The 15,088-nt window shown below is 72.4% G+C and carries 14 protein-coding genes; 8 read left to right on the forward strand and 6 right to left on the reverse strand.

Going from position 1 to position 15,088, the window contains the following annotated elements:
• Positions 1 to 19: 19 nt before the first annotated feature.
• Positions 20 to 862 carry an SDR family NAD(P)-dependent oxidoreductase gene (locus DEJ00_RS13525; protein ID WP_111057739.1) on the reverse strand — a complete coding sequence of 281 codons (843 nt, stop codon included), beginning with the start codon at positions 860 to 862 and terminating at the stop codon, positions 20 to 22.
• 124 nt (positions 863 to 986) lie between these two features.
• On the opposite strand from DEJ00_RS13525, the gene DEJ00_RS13530 reads away from it, so the two are divergent.
• Together DEJ00_RS13530 and DEJ00_RS13535 are read left to right on the forward strand one after the other, a co-directional pair.
• Positions 987 to 2,186 (forward strand): MFS transporter, encoded by a 1,200-nt coding sequence (locus DEJ00_RS13530; RefSeq protein WP_111057704.1) that lies wholly within the window; start codon positions 987 to 989, stop codon positions 2,184 to 2,186.
• A 70-nt stretch (positions 2,187 to 2,256) separates the two neighbouring features.
• Positions 2,257 to 2,835: a GrpB family protein gene (locus tag DEJ00_RS13535; protein ID WP_111057705.1), complete on the forward strand. Its 579-nt coding sequence runs from the start codon at positions 2,257 to 2,259 to the stop codon at positions 2,833 to 2,835.
• A 25-nt stretch (positions 2,836 to 2,860) separates the two neighbouring features.
• Here the strand turns inward: DEJ00_RS13535 and DEJ00_RS13540 are convergent, their stop codons facing one another.
• From DEJ00_RS13540 to chrA, 3 genes are all read right to left on the reverse strand, one after another.
• Entirely contained in the window at positions 2,861 to 3,814 is a 954-nt protein-coding gene (locus tag DEJ00_RS13540) for a nuclear transport factor 2 family protein (RefSeq protein WP_111057740.1), read from the reverse strand.
• 229 nt (positions 3,815 to 4,043) lie between these two features.
• On the reverse strand, positions 4,044 to 4,439 hold the full coding sequence (locus tag DEJ00_RS13545) for an arsenate reductase ArsC (protein WP_111057706.1): 396 nt from the start codon (positions 4,437 to 4,439) through the stop codon (positions 4,044 to 4,046).
• Between the two features lie 14 nt (positions 4,440 to 4,453).
• Positions 4,454 to 5,659 (reverse strand): chromate efflux transporter, encoded by a 1,206-nt coding sequence (gene chrA / locus DEJ00_RS13550; protein ID WP_111057707.1) that lies wholly within the window; start codon positions 5,657 to 5,659, stop codon positions 4,454 to 4,456.
• Positions 5,660 to 5,704: 45 nt separating this feature from the next.
• On the opposite strand from chrA, the gene DEJ00_RS13555 reads away from it, so the two are divergent.
• The 4 genes from DEJ00_RS13555 to DEJ00_RS13570 all read left to right on the forward strand — a co-directional run bounded on the left by DEJ00_RS13555 (position 5,705) and on the right by DEJ00_RS13570 (position 11,770).
• Entirely contained in the window at positions 5,705 to 6,373 is a 669-nt protein-coding gene (locus tag DEJ00_RS13555; RefSeq protein WP_111057708.1) for an ArsR family transcriptional regulator, read from the forward strand.
• 230 nt (positions 6,374 to 6,603) lie between these two features.
• Positions 6,604 to 8,310 carry an aspartate:alanine exchanger family transporter gene (locus tag DEJ00_RS13560; RefSeq protein WP_111057709.1) on the forward strand — a complete coding sequence of 569 codons (1,707 nt, stop codon included), beginning with the start codon at positions 6,604 to 6,606 and terminating at the stop codon, positions 8,308 to 8,310.
• A gap of 20 nt (positions 8,311 to 8,330) precedes the next feature.
• On the forward strand, positions 8,331 to 10,007 hold the full coding sequence (locus DEJ00_RS13565) for a bifunctional aspartate transaminase/aspartate 4-decarboxylase (protein ID WP_111057710.1): 1,677 nt from the start codon (positions 8,331 to 8,333) through the stop codon (positions 10,005 to 10,007).
• Positions 10,004 to 11,770 carry a collagen-binding domain-containing protein gene (locus tag DEJ00_RS13570; protein ID WP_181440190.1) on the forward strand — a complete coding sequence of 589 codons (1,767 nt, stop codon included), beginning with the start codon at positions 10,004 to 10,006 and terminating at the stop codon, positions 11,768 to 11,770. The genes DEJ00_RS13565 and DEJ00_RS13570 overlap by 4 nt, the downstream gene beginning before the upstream one ends.
• Here DEJ00_RS13570 and DEJ00_RS13575 read toward each other — a convergent pair.
• On the reverse strand, positions 11,731 to 12,888 hold the full coding sequence (locus DEJ00_RS13575; protein ID WP_146247979.1) for a glycosyltransferase family 4 protein: 1,158 nt from the start codon (positions 12,886 to 12,888) through the stop codon (positions 11,731 to 11,733). The genes DEJ00_RS13570 and DEJ00_RS13575 overlap by 40 nt on opposite strands.
• 285 nt (positions 12,889 to 13,173) lie before the next feature.
• On the opposite strand from DEJ00_RS13575, the gene DEJ00_RS13580 reads away from it, so the two are divergent.
• Both DEJ00_RS13580 and DEJ00_RS13585 read left to right on the forward strand, forming a co-directional pair.
• The gene (locus DEJ00_RS13580) at positions 13,174 to 13,794 is read left to right on the forward strand and encodes a hypothetical protein (RefSeq protein WP_111057713.1); all 621 of its coding nucleotides are present in this window, start codon (positions 13,174 to 13,176) and stop codon (positions 13,792 to 13,794) included.
• Positions 13,795 to 14,107: 313 nt separating this feature from the next.
• Positions 14,108 to 14,449, forward strand: a complete 342-nt coding sequence (locus tag DEJ00_RS13585; protein ID WP_111057714.1) for a hypothetical protein — start codon at positions 14,108 to 14,110, stop codon at positions 14,447 to 14,449.
• A 25-nt stretch (positions 14,450 to 14,474) separates the two neighbouring features.
• On the opposite strand, the gene DEJ00_RS13590 is transcribed toward DEJ00_RS13585, so the two are convergent.
• Positions 14,475 to 14,972 carry a hypothetical protein gene (locus tag DEJ00_RS13590; protein ID WP_111057715.1) on the reverse strand — a complete coding sequence of 166 codons (498 nt, stop codon included), beginning with the start codon at positions 14,970 to 14,972 and terminating at the stop codon, positions 14,475 to 14,477.
• Between the last annotated feature and the right edge of the window lie 116 nt (positions 14,973 to 15,088).

Consider the following 15,088-nt stretch of genomic DNA (forward strand, 5'->3'; position numbering starts at 1 on the left):
AGTTTGGCAAGGGGAGATGTCACGCCTCCAGGTCGAGCGTCGTCGACAGCTCGGGGAACGCCTGCGCCTGCTCGACGAGCTGCTGTCCCTTCTGCACGATCCCCGCCACGCTGTCCGCGCCGGCGGCGAACCGCAGCGGCGGCTCGGGCATCGCGATCAGCGTCAGCAGCACCTGCGCGAGCTTCGCGGGGTCGCCGGACTGGTTGCCCCGCATGCCGCGGAAGAACTCCTTCGACCCGGCCGAGAGCGGGGCGTAGTCGTCGATCGCGACGTCGCCCCAGAAGGTCGAGTCGCCCTCGGCCAGCAGGTCGGTGCGGAAGAAGCCGGGCTCGACCACGGTGGTGTGGATGCCGAAGGGTGCCACCTCGTCGTGCAGGGCCTCCATCCAGCCCTCGAGCGCGAACTTCGACGCCGAGTAGGCGCTCCCACCGGCGCCGGCGACGATGCCCGCGGTGGAGCTGATGCTGATGACGTGCCCGGAGCGCTGCCGTCGCATGACCGGGAGCACGGCGCGCGTCACGGCGAGCGCTCCGAAGAAGTTCGTCTCCAGCTGCGCGCGGAACTGCTCGGCCGAGATCTCCTCGAAGTACCCGGCCTGGAAGCTCCCGGCGTTGTTCACCAGGACGTCGACGCCGCCGAACCGGTCGGTCGCGGTGTCGACGGCGGCCCGGACCGATCCCGGGTCGGTCACGTCGAGCGCGAGGGCGAGCAGGTGCTCGTGGTCGCCGAGGACGGCGCGGACCCGCTCGGGGTCGCGTCCGGTCGCCACGACCCGGTGCCCGGCGTCGAGGGCGGCCCGGGCGAAGTCGGTGCCCATCCCGCGGCTCGTGCCGGTGATGAGGAAGGTGCTGGTTCCGGTCATGGTGTTCCCTTCGTTCGTGGACACCACCATCGAAGCCCCCCCACCACCCGCCCGGTGAGGCTCCGGCGAAACGGGGTCCTGCAGAACCTCCCTTCCCGCCGGACGATGCCCCTACCGTCGGTCCGTGACCACGACGACCTCCGACCTCCCCACGACCGACCGGGCGACCGACGGCCGACTGCCCTGGTTCCCGCTCGCCCTGCTCGCCGCGATCGGGTTCCTCCTCGTCGCCATGGAGACGATGCCGGCCGGGCTGTTGCCCGCGATCGCCGACGGGATGGGCACGAGCGAGGGCACGGTCGGCCTGTTCGTCAGCGCGTACGCGATGGGCACGGTCATCGCCACGGTCCCGGCGATCGCCCTGACCCGCGGGTTCCGTCGCAAGCCGCTCATCGTGGCCGCCATCGCCGTGCTGCTCGTCGCGAACACCCTGACCGCGTTCGCGCCGAACGTCGCGGTCGCGCTGGTCACCCGGTTCGTCGCCGGCGCGATGTCGGGGACGATCTGGGGCATGTTCGCCACCTACGCCCGGCGGATCAGCCCGGCCCGCTCCGCCGGGGTGTCGCTCGCGATCGTCTCGACGGGCGCGCCGGTGGGGTTCGCGCTGGGCACGCCGCTCGGGTCCTTCATCGGCGACGCCCTGGGCTGGCGGTCGTCGTTCATCGGGCTGAGCCTGGTCGGCGTGGTGGTCCTCGCGCTGATCGCGCTGTTCGTGCCGGATGCCCCGGGGCAGACGAGCGCCGCGAAGCTGTCCGTCGTGAAGGTGTTCCGGATCCGCGGCATCGCGGTCATCCTCGCCGTGATCGCGACGTGGATGGTGGCGCACAACACGATCTACACGTACATCTCGCCGTACCTGCGGGCGACCGGCACCGACCTGAGTGCCGGGCTGGTGCTGCTCGTCTACGGGATCGCCGCGATCCTCGGCGTCGTCGTGACCGGCGCCCTGCTCGACCGGCACCCCCGACCCCTGCTGCACGGCAGCGTCGGCCTGTTCGTCCTGGCCGGCGTGGTGCTCCTCGTCGGCCACACGTCACCGGTCGCGGTTCTGGTGGCCGCGGGCCTGTGGGGCATCGGCTTCGGCGGTTCGTCGACGCAGCTGCAGGCCGCCCTGACGACCGCAGGCGGCGAGGACGCCGACGTCGCGAGCGCGTTCCTGCCGGTCGCGTTCAACATCGCGATCTTCGCGGCCGGCCTGTTCGGCGCCGCCCTGCTGTCGGCCTTCGACGGGCTGGTGCTCGCCGTGGTGATGATCGTGTTCGGGGCGGTCGCGGCGCTCCTGACCGTCATCGGTCGCGGATCGGCGTTCCCCGCGAAGCTCTGACGCGACCGCGACCGCGACCGCGACCGCGAAAGCCACCGCGACCGCGACCGCCGGCTGCGATCATGTCCGGGTGCAGCACCACGACGAGGACCACACCCGCCCGGACGTCACGACCGTCGAGATCATCGGCGGCCCGGAACCGGTCACCGTGACCCTGCACCCCGCCGACAGCGGGTGGGCTGCGGTCTTCGCGGACCACCGGCGACGCATCCTGGAGGCCCTCCCCGGCTCCGGCACGGACGCTCCGGTCGTCGAGCACATCGGCTCCACGGCCGTCCCCGGCCTGGCCGCGAAACCGATCGTCGACATCGTGGTCGCCGTCCCGGACGTCACCGCCGAGGCCACCTACCTCGACCAGCTCCTGGCCGCCGGGTACGAGCTCCGTGTCCGCGAGCCGGGCCACCGCCTGGTCCGGACGCCGGCCCGTGACGTCCACGTGCACGTCTACGAGCGGGGCGCGGCGGCGGTCGACGAGTACCTGCTCCTCCGTGACCACCTGCGCGCCGACGCCGGTGACCGGGCGCTGTACGAACGGACGAAGCGGGAGCTGCTCGACCGGAGCTGGGACGACATGAACGCCTACGCCGACGCGAAGACGGCCGTCATCACCGCGATCAAGGAGCGGGCGCGACGGAGCCGCGCGTCCTGAGACGCGCGGCTCCGTCGGCCGAGTCTCAGCTCGTCGGGACGACGTCCCAGTGCTCGCGGATCAGGTTGCCGTCGACCCGGAACAGGTCGGCCGCGCCGAACGGTGCGTCGGCCTTCGCCCCGACCGGCTTCGAGAACGTCCACACCAGGTCGCCGTCGGCGAGCGAGATGACGGACTCCTGCTTCGGCAGGCTCTGCGCGGCGCTGCCGGCGAAGAACTGCTTGAGCGCGGCCGTGCCGTTCGCCGCGACCGAGTTGTGCTGCAGGTACGCCGGGTCGAACTCCTCGTCGAGGACGGACACGTCGTGGTCGCGGAACAGTCGGTCGTACGCGGTCACGGCGAGCACCCGGTTGTGCTCCTCCTGCTGTTCGGTCAGGTGACGGTCACGCTTCGCGGCCGGGTACAGGTCGCTGAACATGCTGTTCGTGTTGCCGCTGGCCGGGGTCCCCGTCGGCACCGTCTGACGGAGTGCCCACCACTCGCTGATGCGCCCGTCGCGCATGCGGAACAGGTCGACGGCGGCGTCACCGGTGCGTTCGTCCGTCGGCTTCGCGGTGATCTGCCAGTGCACGGCCACCAGGTCCGCGTCCCCGGCGACGTGCTTGATCACGGCGTGGGCGCCGGGCACCCGGGAGCGGTCCGCGGTGAACTCGGCGAGCAACGCGGTCGGACCCGAGGCGCTCGTCGCACCGTGGGCGACGGCACCGGTCGCGACGGCGGTCCGGGCAGCCGCACGGGCCTGCGCGGACCCGGGGGACCGGAACGCGCACCGGAACAGGTGCCGGACCGTGGCCTCGTTGCGCTGCTCGGCGCGACGGTCGAGCCGTGAGACGGCCGTGCCGCCCGAGGTGGTCCGCGCCGCACGGGTCACCGCGTGGTGCGCGGCGGTTGCGGTGGTGTCGGAGGTGGAGGTGTGAAGGGGTGCCGCCACGGCCGGACCGGCCACGAGCGACACGGCGATGGCGACCGGAGCTGCCACCGCACACGCCTTGGCGATGATGGGGAGAAGTGATGTCGTCTGCACGGCAGAACGATGGAACCGGACCCTGGGGGCCGGCGCGCGCCGTGGAGCCGCCACGCGCTGCGACCGTGACCGGCTTCTCAGTCGCGGTGCGCGCCTCCAGGGTGGCCTGTGCACGTGCTGCCAGGGTGACCCGCTCCCGCTGGTGATCGACGGCCCGGACCTGTGGGACGGCTCACCCGGCCGCTCAGGCGATCGCAAGCCCGGCGAGCAGGTCCTGCACCCGTGCGCGCACGTCGTCGCGGATCGGCCGGACGGCGTCGAGGTCGAGCCCCGCGGGGTCGGGGAGCTCCCAGTCCTCGTAGCGCTTGCCCGGGAACACCGGGCAGGCGTCCCCGCACCCCATCGTGACGACGACGTCGGCGGCACGGACGGCATCGGTGCTGAGCAGGGCCGGCTGCTCGCTCCGGATGTCGATGCCCTCCTCGAGCATCGCCGCGACGACCACGGGGTTGAGCTGGTCGGCCGGTTCGGAGCCGGCGCTCCGGACATCGACGCGGCCACCGGCCAGGTGCTGCAGGAAGCCGGCGGCCATCTGGGAACGACCGGCGTTGTGGACGCAGACGAACAGGACGGTGGGCATGCGGGGTGCTCCGATCAGAGGACGACGGCGCCGAGCAGGCCGGCTCCGATGACGACGGCCCACGGGGGAGCGGACCAGCGGGTGAGGGCGATGAAGGCGGCCACGGCGAGCGCCAGTGCGGGTGCCGAGCGGACCCCCTCGGTGATGACCGGGTCCCAGAGCGCCGCGGCGAGCAGCCCGACGACCCCCGCGTTCACGCCGGCCAGCACGCGCCGGGCCCACGGCAGGGCGCGGACCACGTGCCAGAACGGCAGTGCGCCGACCACCAGGAGTGCCGCTGGCAGGAAGATCGCGACGAGTGCCACCGTGGCGCCGACGAGCCCGCTCGGACTGCCGTCGGCGACGGCGCCGAGGTAGGCGGCGAAGGTGAACAGCGGCCCGGGCACGGCCTGTGCGGCGCCGTACCCGGCCAGGAAGTCCGCGTGGTCGACCAGGTGGGTGGCCACGGTCTGCGACTCGAGCAACGGCAGGACGACGTGGCCGCCGCCGAAGACGAGCGAGCCCGCCTGCGCGAAGACCCCGAACAGGCGCACGGCCCCGGTGCCGCTCGCAGCGACGGGTGCCGCGACGAGCAGGGCGGCGAACGCGACGAGCGCCGACACGGCGACCCAGCGGGGGAGCCGCACGGCGACCTCGGTGCCTGCGACCTCCTCGACCGGTCCGACCACCCGACCCAGCCACAGCACGCCGACCACGCCGCAGGCCGCCATGACCGCGACCTGCGGCCCCGGGCCGGGGACGAGCAGCACCACGATCGCGGCGGCGGCCGCGATGGTCGCCCGACGGCGGTCCGGTGTGAGCGAGCGCGCCATGCCGAGCACCGCCTGCGCCACCACCGCGGCAGCGGCCGCCTGCAGCCCGAGCAGCCACCCGGCGCCGGCCAGGTCGGGCGTGCCGGAGACCAGCAGGGCGAACGCGACGAGCAGCACCGCGGACGGCAGGGTGAAGCCGCACCACGCGGCGAGGAGTCCGAGCAGTCCGGCGCGCTGCAGCCCGAGTGCCATCCCGACCTGGCTCGACGCCGGTCCGGGCAGGAACTGGCACAGTGCGACGAGGTCGGCGTAGGCGTCGTCCCGCAGCCAGCGGCGACGCACCACGAAGGCCTCGCGGAAGTACCCGAGGTGTGCGACCGGCCCGCCGAACGAGGTCAGCCCGAGCCGCAGGAACACCAGGAACACCGATCCCGCGGGCGACCGCAGGGGCTCGGGGCTCGTCGTCACCCGCTCATCTTGACGACGGCAGATGGTTCAGTCAACATTGAACCGATGAACACCCGGCGGCAGGACCTCGAGCAGCGTGCGGCGCAGCACGCGGCCCTCGGAGACGTCGCCCGCCTGGCGATCGTCGACCTGCTCGCCGCGTCCGACGCCAGCCCGAGCGAGGTGCGGGCCGCCCTCGGGATCTCCGGGCCGCTCCTGGCGCACCACCTGCGCATCCTCGAGCACGCCGGTCTGGTCACGCGACGCCGCTCCGACGGCGACGGGCGCCGCAGCTACCTGCACCTCGAACCGAGCGGTGTCCCGCACGGTTCGGCAGCGGTGCCCGGCCCGGTGTCCCGCGTGCTGTTCGTCTGCACCGGCAACTCCGCGCGCTCCCCGCTGGCCGCGGGCGTCTGGGCGCAGGTCAGCGAGATCGGCTCGCTGTCGGGCGGGACGCGTCCCGCAGCCGCCATCGCCCCCGGGGCGGTCGCCGTCGGGGAACGCCACGGCCTGGACCTCGGCCGCCACGTCCCGCGTGCCTTCCGCGACCTCGTCGCCGACGGCGACCTGGTCGTCACGGTCTGCGACCGCGCGCACGAGTCGATCGACGACGGCGACAGCCTGCACTGGTCGCTGCCGAACCCCTCGCGCGTCGGCACGCCGGACGCGTACGAGGCCACCTTTGCGGACCTCCGGGCCCGCGCCACCGCGCTCGCTGCGCGCCTCGCCGCCTGACGCGGCCCCACGAACGGAACGTCCCGATGAGATCCCCCCTCCTCATCGGGGCGTTCTCCTTGCTCGACCGCCTGCGGACTGGAGGCACGGGGCGGGCCCGCACCGTGCCTCCCGTCCGTCGCGTGGCGGGTCCAGGGCGCCGCGCGCGTTCCTGGGAACGCCGGATGTGAGGTCCGTTTACGTTTTCGGCCAACGGGGCAGGCAGGGGCCCCGAGGGCGAGGGCGGCCGTATGACCTGGGTCAGGGACACCATCATCGAGCACCCCGAGATCGCCGTGTTCCTGGCGCTCGGGGTCGGGTTCTTCGTGGGGCGCTTCAGCTACCGCGGCATCGGTCTCGGGGCCGTGACGGGCACCCTGCTCGCCGGCGTCGTCATCGGCGCCGTGCTCGGGGACGACCTGCAGGTCGACCCGATCGTCAAGCAGGTCTTCTTCCTGATCTTCCTGTTCTCGCTCGGCTACAAGCTCGGCCCGCAGTTCGTCGCGGGGCTGAAGGGCTCCGGGCTGCCGCAGGCGGTGTTCGCCGTCGTGCTGGCCGTGGTCGGGTTCGGCACGACGATCGTCATCAGCAGCATCCTCGGCTACAACCCGGGTCTGGCCGCCGGTCTGGCGGGCGGCGGGCTGACGCAGTCGTCGATCATCGGCGTCGCGCAGGACTCCATCGCCGGACTCCCGGTGAGCGGCGCGACGGCGAAGGCGTGGAGCGACCTGGTGCCGGTGGCGTACGCCGTGACCTACATCTTCGGCACCGTCGGTGCGGCGCTCTACATCTCCCTGCTCGCCCCGCGGTTCCTCGGCATCCGCGACCTGCCCGCCGCGGCGCACGACCTGGAGCAGCGCCTCGGGGTGCACGACGACAACCCCGACGTGACGTCCGCGTACCAGCAGGTTGTCCGGCGCGCCTACCGGCTGACGTCGGCCTTCACGCCGCAGACCGTCGGCGAGTTCGAGCAGGCCTCGGACGCCCGCATCGGTTCCCGGGTCTTCATCGCCCGGGTGCGGCACGGGGACACCATCGTGGAGCCGCACCTGGACCAGACGCTCGCCCCCGGCGACGTCGTGGTCGTCGCCGGCCGCCACGCGGCGGTCATCGAGGACGACCTGGCCGAGTTCGCGGTCGAGATCGACGACCCGGCGCTGCTCGACGTGCCGATCGAGGAACTGTCCGTCGTCGTGACCAACAAGGCGGTCGTCGGTCGGACCGTCGGGGAACTCCGGCACACCGAACGGGCCCGGCAGATCTTCCTGAAGGGCATCAGCCGGGGTGGGCACGCGATCCCGTTCGGCCCCGACACCGCGCTGCACGCCGGTGACGAGCTGCGGGTCCAGGGGCCGCTGACGTTGCTGGAGCAGGGGATCCGGTACGTCGGGTTCCCGGAGCGGACCGACCCGAAGACCGACATGGTCACGGTCGCCCTGGGCATCACCGTCGGCGCCGTCATCGGTGTGCCCTCGATCACGGTGGGCGCCGTGCCGCTGTCCCTCACCACCAGCGTCGGTGCGCTCATCGTCGGACTGGTCCTGGGCTGGCGACGCTCGAAGAGCCCCACCTTCGGGCACGTCCCGCCCGGCGCGCAGTGGTTCTTCGAGACCGTCGGGCTCACGCTCTTCGTGGCCGTCGTCGGCATCAACGCCGGGCCGGGCTTCATCGACGGACTCGCGCAGTACGGCGTCCAGCTGCTCGTCGCCGGGGTGGTCGTCACCCTGGTGCCCCTGGTCGTCATGACCTTCGTCGGCCGGTTCTTCTTCCGGAAGACCGACCCCGTCCTGGTCCTCGGCATGCTCACGGGTGCCCAGACCACCACGGCGGCGGTCGGGTCCCTGCAGGAGACGGCGAAGAGCAGTGTGCCGCTGCTCGGCTTCACCGTCCCCTACGCCATCGGCAACATCGTCCTCAGCATCGGCGGCGCCGTCGTCGTCGCGATCACCGCACACTGACCCCGCACAAGGAGCACCACATGCCCGTCGCCAGCGTCTCCCGCGAGCAGATCGCGCGCCTGCAGCACCTGTCCCCGTTCGAACTCAAGGCCGAGCTCCAGCGCATCGCCGGTGAGCACGAAGCACGCACCGCGTTCCAGATGCTCAACGCCGGCCGCGGCAACCCGAACTTCATCGCGCCCACCCCACGCGAGGCGTTCTTCGCACTCGGCCAGTTCGCGCTCACGGTCTCGCGCGAGAACCGGGAGTGGGACCCCGAACTCGTCGGCGTGCCGCAGAAGGACGGCATCGCCGAACGCTTCGGCTCGTGGCTGACCGAGCACGACGGCGACCCCGGGGTCGACCTGCTGCGCCGGGTGCTCCGGCACGGGGTGGACGACCTCGGCTTCGCACCCGACTCCTTCGTCTGGGAACTCGCGGACTCCGTGATCGGCGACCACTACCCGGAGCCGGACCGGATGCTGCACCACGCCGAGCAGATCGTGCACGAGTACCTCGTCCAGGAGATGTGCGCCGGGGAACCGCCGGCGCAGCCGTACGACCTGTTCGCCGTCGAGGGCGGCACCGCGGCGATGTGCTACGTGTTCGACTCGCTGCTCGAAAACCGGCTGATGCACCGCGGCGACCGGATCGCCCTGATGACGCCCATCTTCACCCCGTACCTGGAGATCCCCGCGCTGGCCGACTACGACCTCGAGCAGGTGCACCTGCACGCCAGCACCGTGGACCAGGACGGCGTCCACACCTGGCAGTACCCGCCGGAGGAGATCGACCGGCTGCGCGACCCGTCCATCAAGGCCCTGTTCGTCGTCAACCCGACGAACCCGCCCTCGGTCCGCATCGCCCAGGAGACGCTCGACGCGATCGCCGACGTCGTCGCCACCGACAACCCCGAGCTGACGATCATCACCGACGACGTCTACGGCACCTTCATCGACGGCTTCCGCTCCCTGATGGCCGAGGTCCCGCGGAACACGATCGGCGTCTACTCGTTCTCGAAGTACTTCGGCGCCACCGGCTGGCGGCTCGGCGTCGTGGCCGTCAACCGGGACAACGTGTTCGACGAGCGGCTCGCCGCACTGCCCGAAGCGGACCAGTCCGCCCTCGACGCCCGGTACGGCACCCTCTCCCTGCACCCGCGCGACATCCGGTTCGTCGACCGGCTCGTCGCCGACAGCCGCTCGGTGGCGCTCAACCACACCGCCGGACTGTCACTCCCGCAGCAGTGCCAGATGCTGCTCTTCGCGGCCTACGCCGTGCTCGACGACACCGACCACTACAAGCACCAGGCGCAGGGGCTGATCCGCCACCGCCTGGAGCTGCTGCTCGACGGCATGCAGGTCACCCTGCCCGAGGACGTCAACCGGGTCGGCTACTACGTGGAGCTCGACGTGCTGGCCTACGCCGAACGGCTGCGAGGGCCGGGGATCGGCGCGTTCCTCCGCGAGCACTACGAACCGACCGACATCCTGTTCCGGCTCGCCGACCAGACCGGCATCATCCTGCTGAACGGGGGCGGGTTCGACGGCCCCGAGTGGTCGGTCCGGGTGTCGCTGGCGAACCTGCGCGACGAGGACTACACGCAGATCGGCCGGAGCCTGCGGGCGATCGGCAAGCAGTACTTCGACGAGTGGCGCGACGAGCAGGGCGCGGACGCCGACGCCGACGCCGAGGCCGACCGGGCGGCCCGGCCGTGACGGCCCGGGCCCGCAGCCGGGCGGCACTGCTCGGCGTCACCGCGCTGCTCGTGCCGGCAGCCCTGGTCACGCCGGTGGCCCTGTTCGCGACGGTGCCGGCAGCGGCAGCCGACGTCCCGCCCGTCAACCCCGTCACCGTGCCGGTGGACGGACACCCGGCGAACCAGGGGTTCCTGGTCTTCGTCGAGGGCGACGTCGAGCTCGCCGCCGACGAGGCCGAGGGCACACTCGCCGCCGGCGGTGACCTGGCCTTCGAGACCAGCTACAACATCGGTGCGGGCAACCCGCCCGCGAACGCCCTGACGCTGCCGGGGGAGAGCCGTCCCACGTTCCTGTACGTCGACGGCGGCATCCGGTTCCCGTCGGAGCAGTCGGCCGTGCTCCGCGTGCTGAACGGCGGGTACGCCCACGTCGGCGACACGGCGACCTACGACGCCTTCGACACCGACCAGAACGGCGCGACGATCGACTACCGGCTCGCTCCGGAGGGCACCACCGCCGAGACGTTCCCCCGCATCGAGGGGACCACCCGGCAGCCGGCGAGCTCCGTCCCGACGACGGCCGACCCGTCGGTGCTGGACTTCGCCTCGTCCTTCGCCCGCTACCGGTCCCTGTCCGCCGACCTCGGGACGTGCCCGGTGACGACCGTGCTGCACGATGCCGCTGGCGCGCCCCTGCCGACGCCGATCGCGCCGGGGACGGCCGCGTACGCCGACGTCCAGCCCGGCGTCACGAACGTGCTGACGGTGGACGCCGAGGACCTCGACGCCCTCGACCTGTTGACCTTCGACGGCCTGCCCGGCCCCGGATCGCCCCTCGTCGTGAACGTCACCGGGACGACCTTCGACGGTTCCGTCCCGAACCTCGCGAACCTGACGAACGCGCACGCGCCGTTCGTGCTCTGGAACTTCCCGGACGCGACGACCGTGCACGTCACCGGCGCCGACGTCCTCGAGGGCACGATCTACGCTCCCCGGGCCGACCTGCGGTGGGACGTGACGCAGAACGTCGAGGGCAACGTCGTCGCGGCGTCGTTCACGCACGGGGTCGCGATCGCCGCCGGGCCGGTGCCACGTGAGATCCACGGGTTCCCGTTCTCGACGACGGTGTCGTGCCTGTCGACCGACGCGGTCGAGGGGGACCTCACCCTGGTCAAGCAGGTCGTCGGTGGCGACGCGGACCCGGGTGACTGGACCCTGACCGCGAGCGGACCGACCACGGTCTCCGGCACGTCGGGCAGCGACGCGGTGACGGGTCGACCGGTGCCGCCGGGGGACTACACGCTGACCGAGTCGGGCGGCCCCGACGGCTACGAGGCGGGGGACTGGACCTGCACCGGCGCGCCGGTGACGGACGGGGCGGTCACCGTCGCGGACGACGACGACGTGGTCTGCACCATCGTGAACACGGCGCTGCCGGACGACAGCAACGGCGGGGGCGACGGCGGCGGCAACGGTGGCGGCGGCGGCAACGGTGGCGGCGGGTCCGACGTCCCGACCCCCGACCCGGGCGGGACCGGTACGGGCAACCAGGGCGGCGACGGCGGACCCGGCACGGGCGGTGGCGTCGACACGGCGCCGGTCGCCGGCGTGGAGCCCGGCGGCGGGACCGGGAGCCTGGCCGCCACCGGAGCCGATCCGCTGCCCCTCGCGCTGCTCGCGCTCGGGCTGCTCGTCACCGGCGGCACGACGGCCCTCGTGCGTCACCGCGTCCGGTCCGTCACTCAGCAGGAACGGGATCCGGCGACCAGCCGGAGAACCTGATCGGTGTGCCGTTCCGGCGTCGCCAGCCGTGCGTGCTCGATCGCGGCGGCGGTGTGCGGCCGCAGCAGCGTCCGGTCCGAGGCCAGCTCGATGATCGTCGTGGCGAGCCCGAACGCAGTCTCGTCGTCGGTCAGGACGGCGGCGGAGCCGAACTCGCTCGCCAGGCGGATGTCGGACACGATGACCGGACGGTGGTCCCGGAACGCCTCGAGCGCGGTCATCGGCTGGCCGTCGTGCTCGAGCGAGCAGACCACCGCCGCGTGCCCGCAGAGCAGCAGGTCGTGGACGGCCTGCGACGACAGGCGGCCGTGGACACGGACCGACACCGGCGTGCGGGTCGGGGGGACGGTCCCGCCGGCGACGTCGACCCGCACCGCGTGGGCCCCGAGCCGGATCTCCACCAGCCGGATCGCGTTGAGGAGGACGTCGAGGCGCTTGTCCGGGGTGAACCGCGACGCCCAGACGAGCCGGAGCGGGCCGAGTTCCGGCGCCGGCGGCGGTTCGACCGGCCGGCGGCCGAGGGCGTTGGGCACGACGTGGACCGGGCCGACGCCGGCCTCGCGCAGCGCACGTGCCTGTCGTGTCGTCGGGGTGACGACGACGTCGGCCGCCCCGCAGACGGCCACGGCCATGTTGCGGCGCGCGTCGTCCATGGGGTGCCCGGTGAAGCGGTGCCGCGTGGGCCGGATGCCGGTCACCACACGGTGCGCGTGCCGTGCGAGGGGCGCCATCGCCGCCGCGGTCCGGCCCCGGACCGGCGCCGAACCGTGCACGGTGTGGATCGTCGGCAGCTCGAGGGAGCGCGCCGTGGTCAGCGCCGCCGCGGCGAGGCCGAAGTCCGAGTGGGTGACGACGAGGTCGATCCGTTCCTCGAGCATCAGCGTGCCGAGGCACCGGCGGACGCGGACCGAGTTGCGGATCACCGGCAGGTCGCTCTCCGGGGCGCTGATCGACGGTTCGACCTCGAACAGGCGGACGCCGTGCTTCCGCAGCTCCGCGGTCTCGCTCGCCCGCGGCGTCGCCACCCAGACGACGTGACCGGACTCGGCGAAGGCCTTCGCCTGCTCGACCAGCGCGGCGCGTTCACCCCGCATCGCCGACAGGGGGAAGTCGCTCACGAGCAGGACGGTCGCCTTCGCCGCTGCCACGTCAGCGGCCGGTCTCGAGCACGGTGGTCTGGCGGGGGCTGCGCATGCGGTCTCTCACGGTTCGGGAGCGGGACGGGGTGCTGGGAACCGTAGGCGTTCAGAAGACGATCGTCTAGTGAACCGCCGTGCTGCTGAGCGGGCCTTCACGACTCCCCGGGTGGACGCTCAGCCGGGCGGGGTTCCCGCTCGCCTACCGTGGAAACGCCAGACGATCGTCTGGCGAAACCAACGGCACACGCCGAGGAACGAGAAGACATGTCCATCTCCATGCCCTCTCGGGCGCACAGCGTCCCGCCGCTGCTGTCCTGCGTCGCGCTCGTCCTGGGCGTCGTCCTGGTGGCGGCTCCGGCACCGGCCTCCGCAGACACGGCGCCGGCGGCCGCCGCGGTGTCCACGGCGACGACCCCGTCCGCTTCGGCCACCCCGTCGCAGCACTGGAACTACTGGTTCACCTACCCCCTGGGGCACGCGAGCCCCACGGACATCTGGAACCGACTCCACACCTGCTTCTCCTGCGGGATCCCGATCACCGGCGTCCCGACCGAGTTCCCGCAGGTGGGTGACGTGGTGCCGTTCACCCTGAACCGGTTCGGGGACGACAGCTCCCGGGTCACCACCGTGTACAACTACACGGATCCCACGGTGCGACCGGGCGTGAACTCCGGCCTGATCCTGACGGCGACCGACCAGAACATCGGCGGGGCCGGATCGGTCATGAACATCGACTTCACGGTCCGAGCCACCGACGGGCAGACGATCATGACCGTCAGTGCGAACGTCGAGAACGACTTCGGGTCGTCCGGTCGGCGACAGGCCTACGCCCAGTGGGAGCACGACCAGTGGGCCCGCGTCGCGGACCGGCTGCAGCACGGCTGAGCGACTGCGGGGCTGATCCGGGACCCGCCGGTTCCTGTCCGGTTCCGGCGGATCCTGTACACGTCTGAGCCGTGGTCGTCGTACAGTCTCGGGAAGCTACCCCGCCGGACCCTACCGGCGGGTGCCCGACCCCCCCGTTCCCGGGCTGGCCTCGTCATGACCACCGCGTCGAACCCGACGGCGTCGTAGCGCGAGGACGTCTGCTCCTGACCCGAACTCGTGGCAGACGTCCTCGCACCTTCCCGCTATCGTCGAGGAACAGCCGGTCCCCGGTCTCGGGGCGAGCAGCGGCCAAGGGGCCACGGGGGACACCATGCAGCACCAGCGCGCCATCACCGCACTCGCGACGCTCATCGCGACGATCGCCCTGGCGGTGACGCTCAGCGGGTGCACGGCATCGTCGTCGGCGTCACGGACCGTCACACCGGACGCCTTCGAACGCGTCGTCGTCGACGCGTTGGCCGACGTCTCGGATGCGACGCCCGAGGTCGACTGTGGTGCGGACGACATCGCGATCGAGGACGGCGCCGAGGTGCACTGCGACGTGAACACGGCGGGCTACGACGTGGTCTACGACTCGGTGTCGACCATCAGCACCGACGGCGGCGACGACTACCACGTGGACGTGGAAGTGGCCGACCAGCCCAAGGACTGATCGGCCACGACACGGTGTCCGACGACTAGCGGTCGGACGCCTCGACGACACAGCTCTCGACCTGCTGGGCGGCCTTCGAGTCGTCGGCGAACGGCGTCGGCGCGTCCGAGGTGGTGGTGGTCTCGTCGGCGACGGCCTGCTTGGCGACGTCGTTCACGGCGTACAGCGGGCCGTCGAAGTCGTCGGTCGTCGGGTCGGCGGTGGTCGCCCAGATGGTGACCTCGTCGTCGTTCGAGTCGTTGCTGTCCGCGGGGACGATCGCGGCACCGAGGTACCAGCCGCCGTCACCCTTCTGGATGTTCGCGAACTCGGTGGTGTCGTGCGACCCGACCGCCTTGTCGATCATGTCGACGGCGGCGCTGGCGGCCACGTCGCACTGGGCCGACTGGGACTTCTCCTCGGAGCCGGGGACCTTGCCGACGGGGTTGATGTTCTGGGCTCCGCCGGGGTCGCAGGCGGTGAGCAGGAGGGCTACGGTGGCGGCGCCGAACAGCGCCGTGACGGTCTTCGCTCGCGTGGACATGGCCCTGAACGTAGGCCGGCCCCGGTGGGCGGCGATTCAGCCAGGAGCGTCCCCCGACGACGGACGGGAGGCCCGGCGCACGTCGTGCCCCGGGCCTCCCGTCCGTCACCTGGTCC

The sequence above is a fragment of the Curtobacterium sp. MCLR17_039 genome, from assembly GCF_003234745.1.
GTDB classification, from domain to species: domain Bacteria; phylum Actinomycetota; class Actinomycetes; order Actinomycetales; family Microbacteriaceae; genus Curtobacterium; species Curtobacterium flaccumfaciens.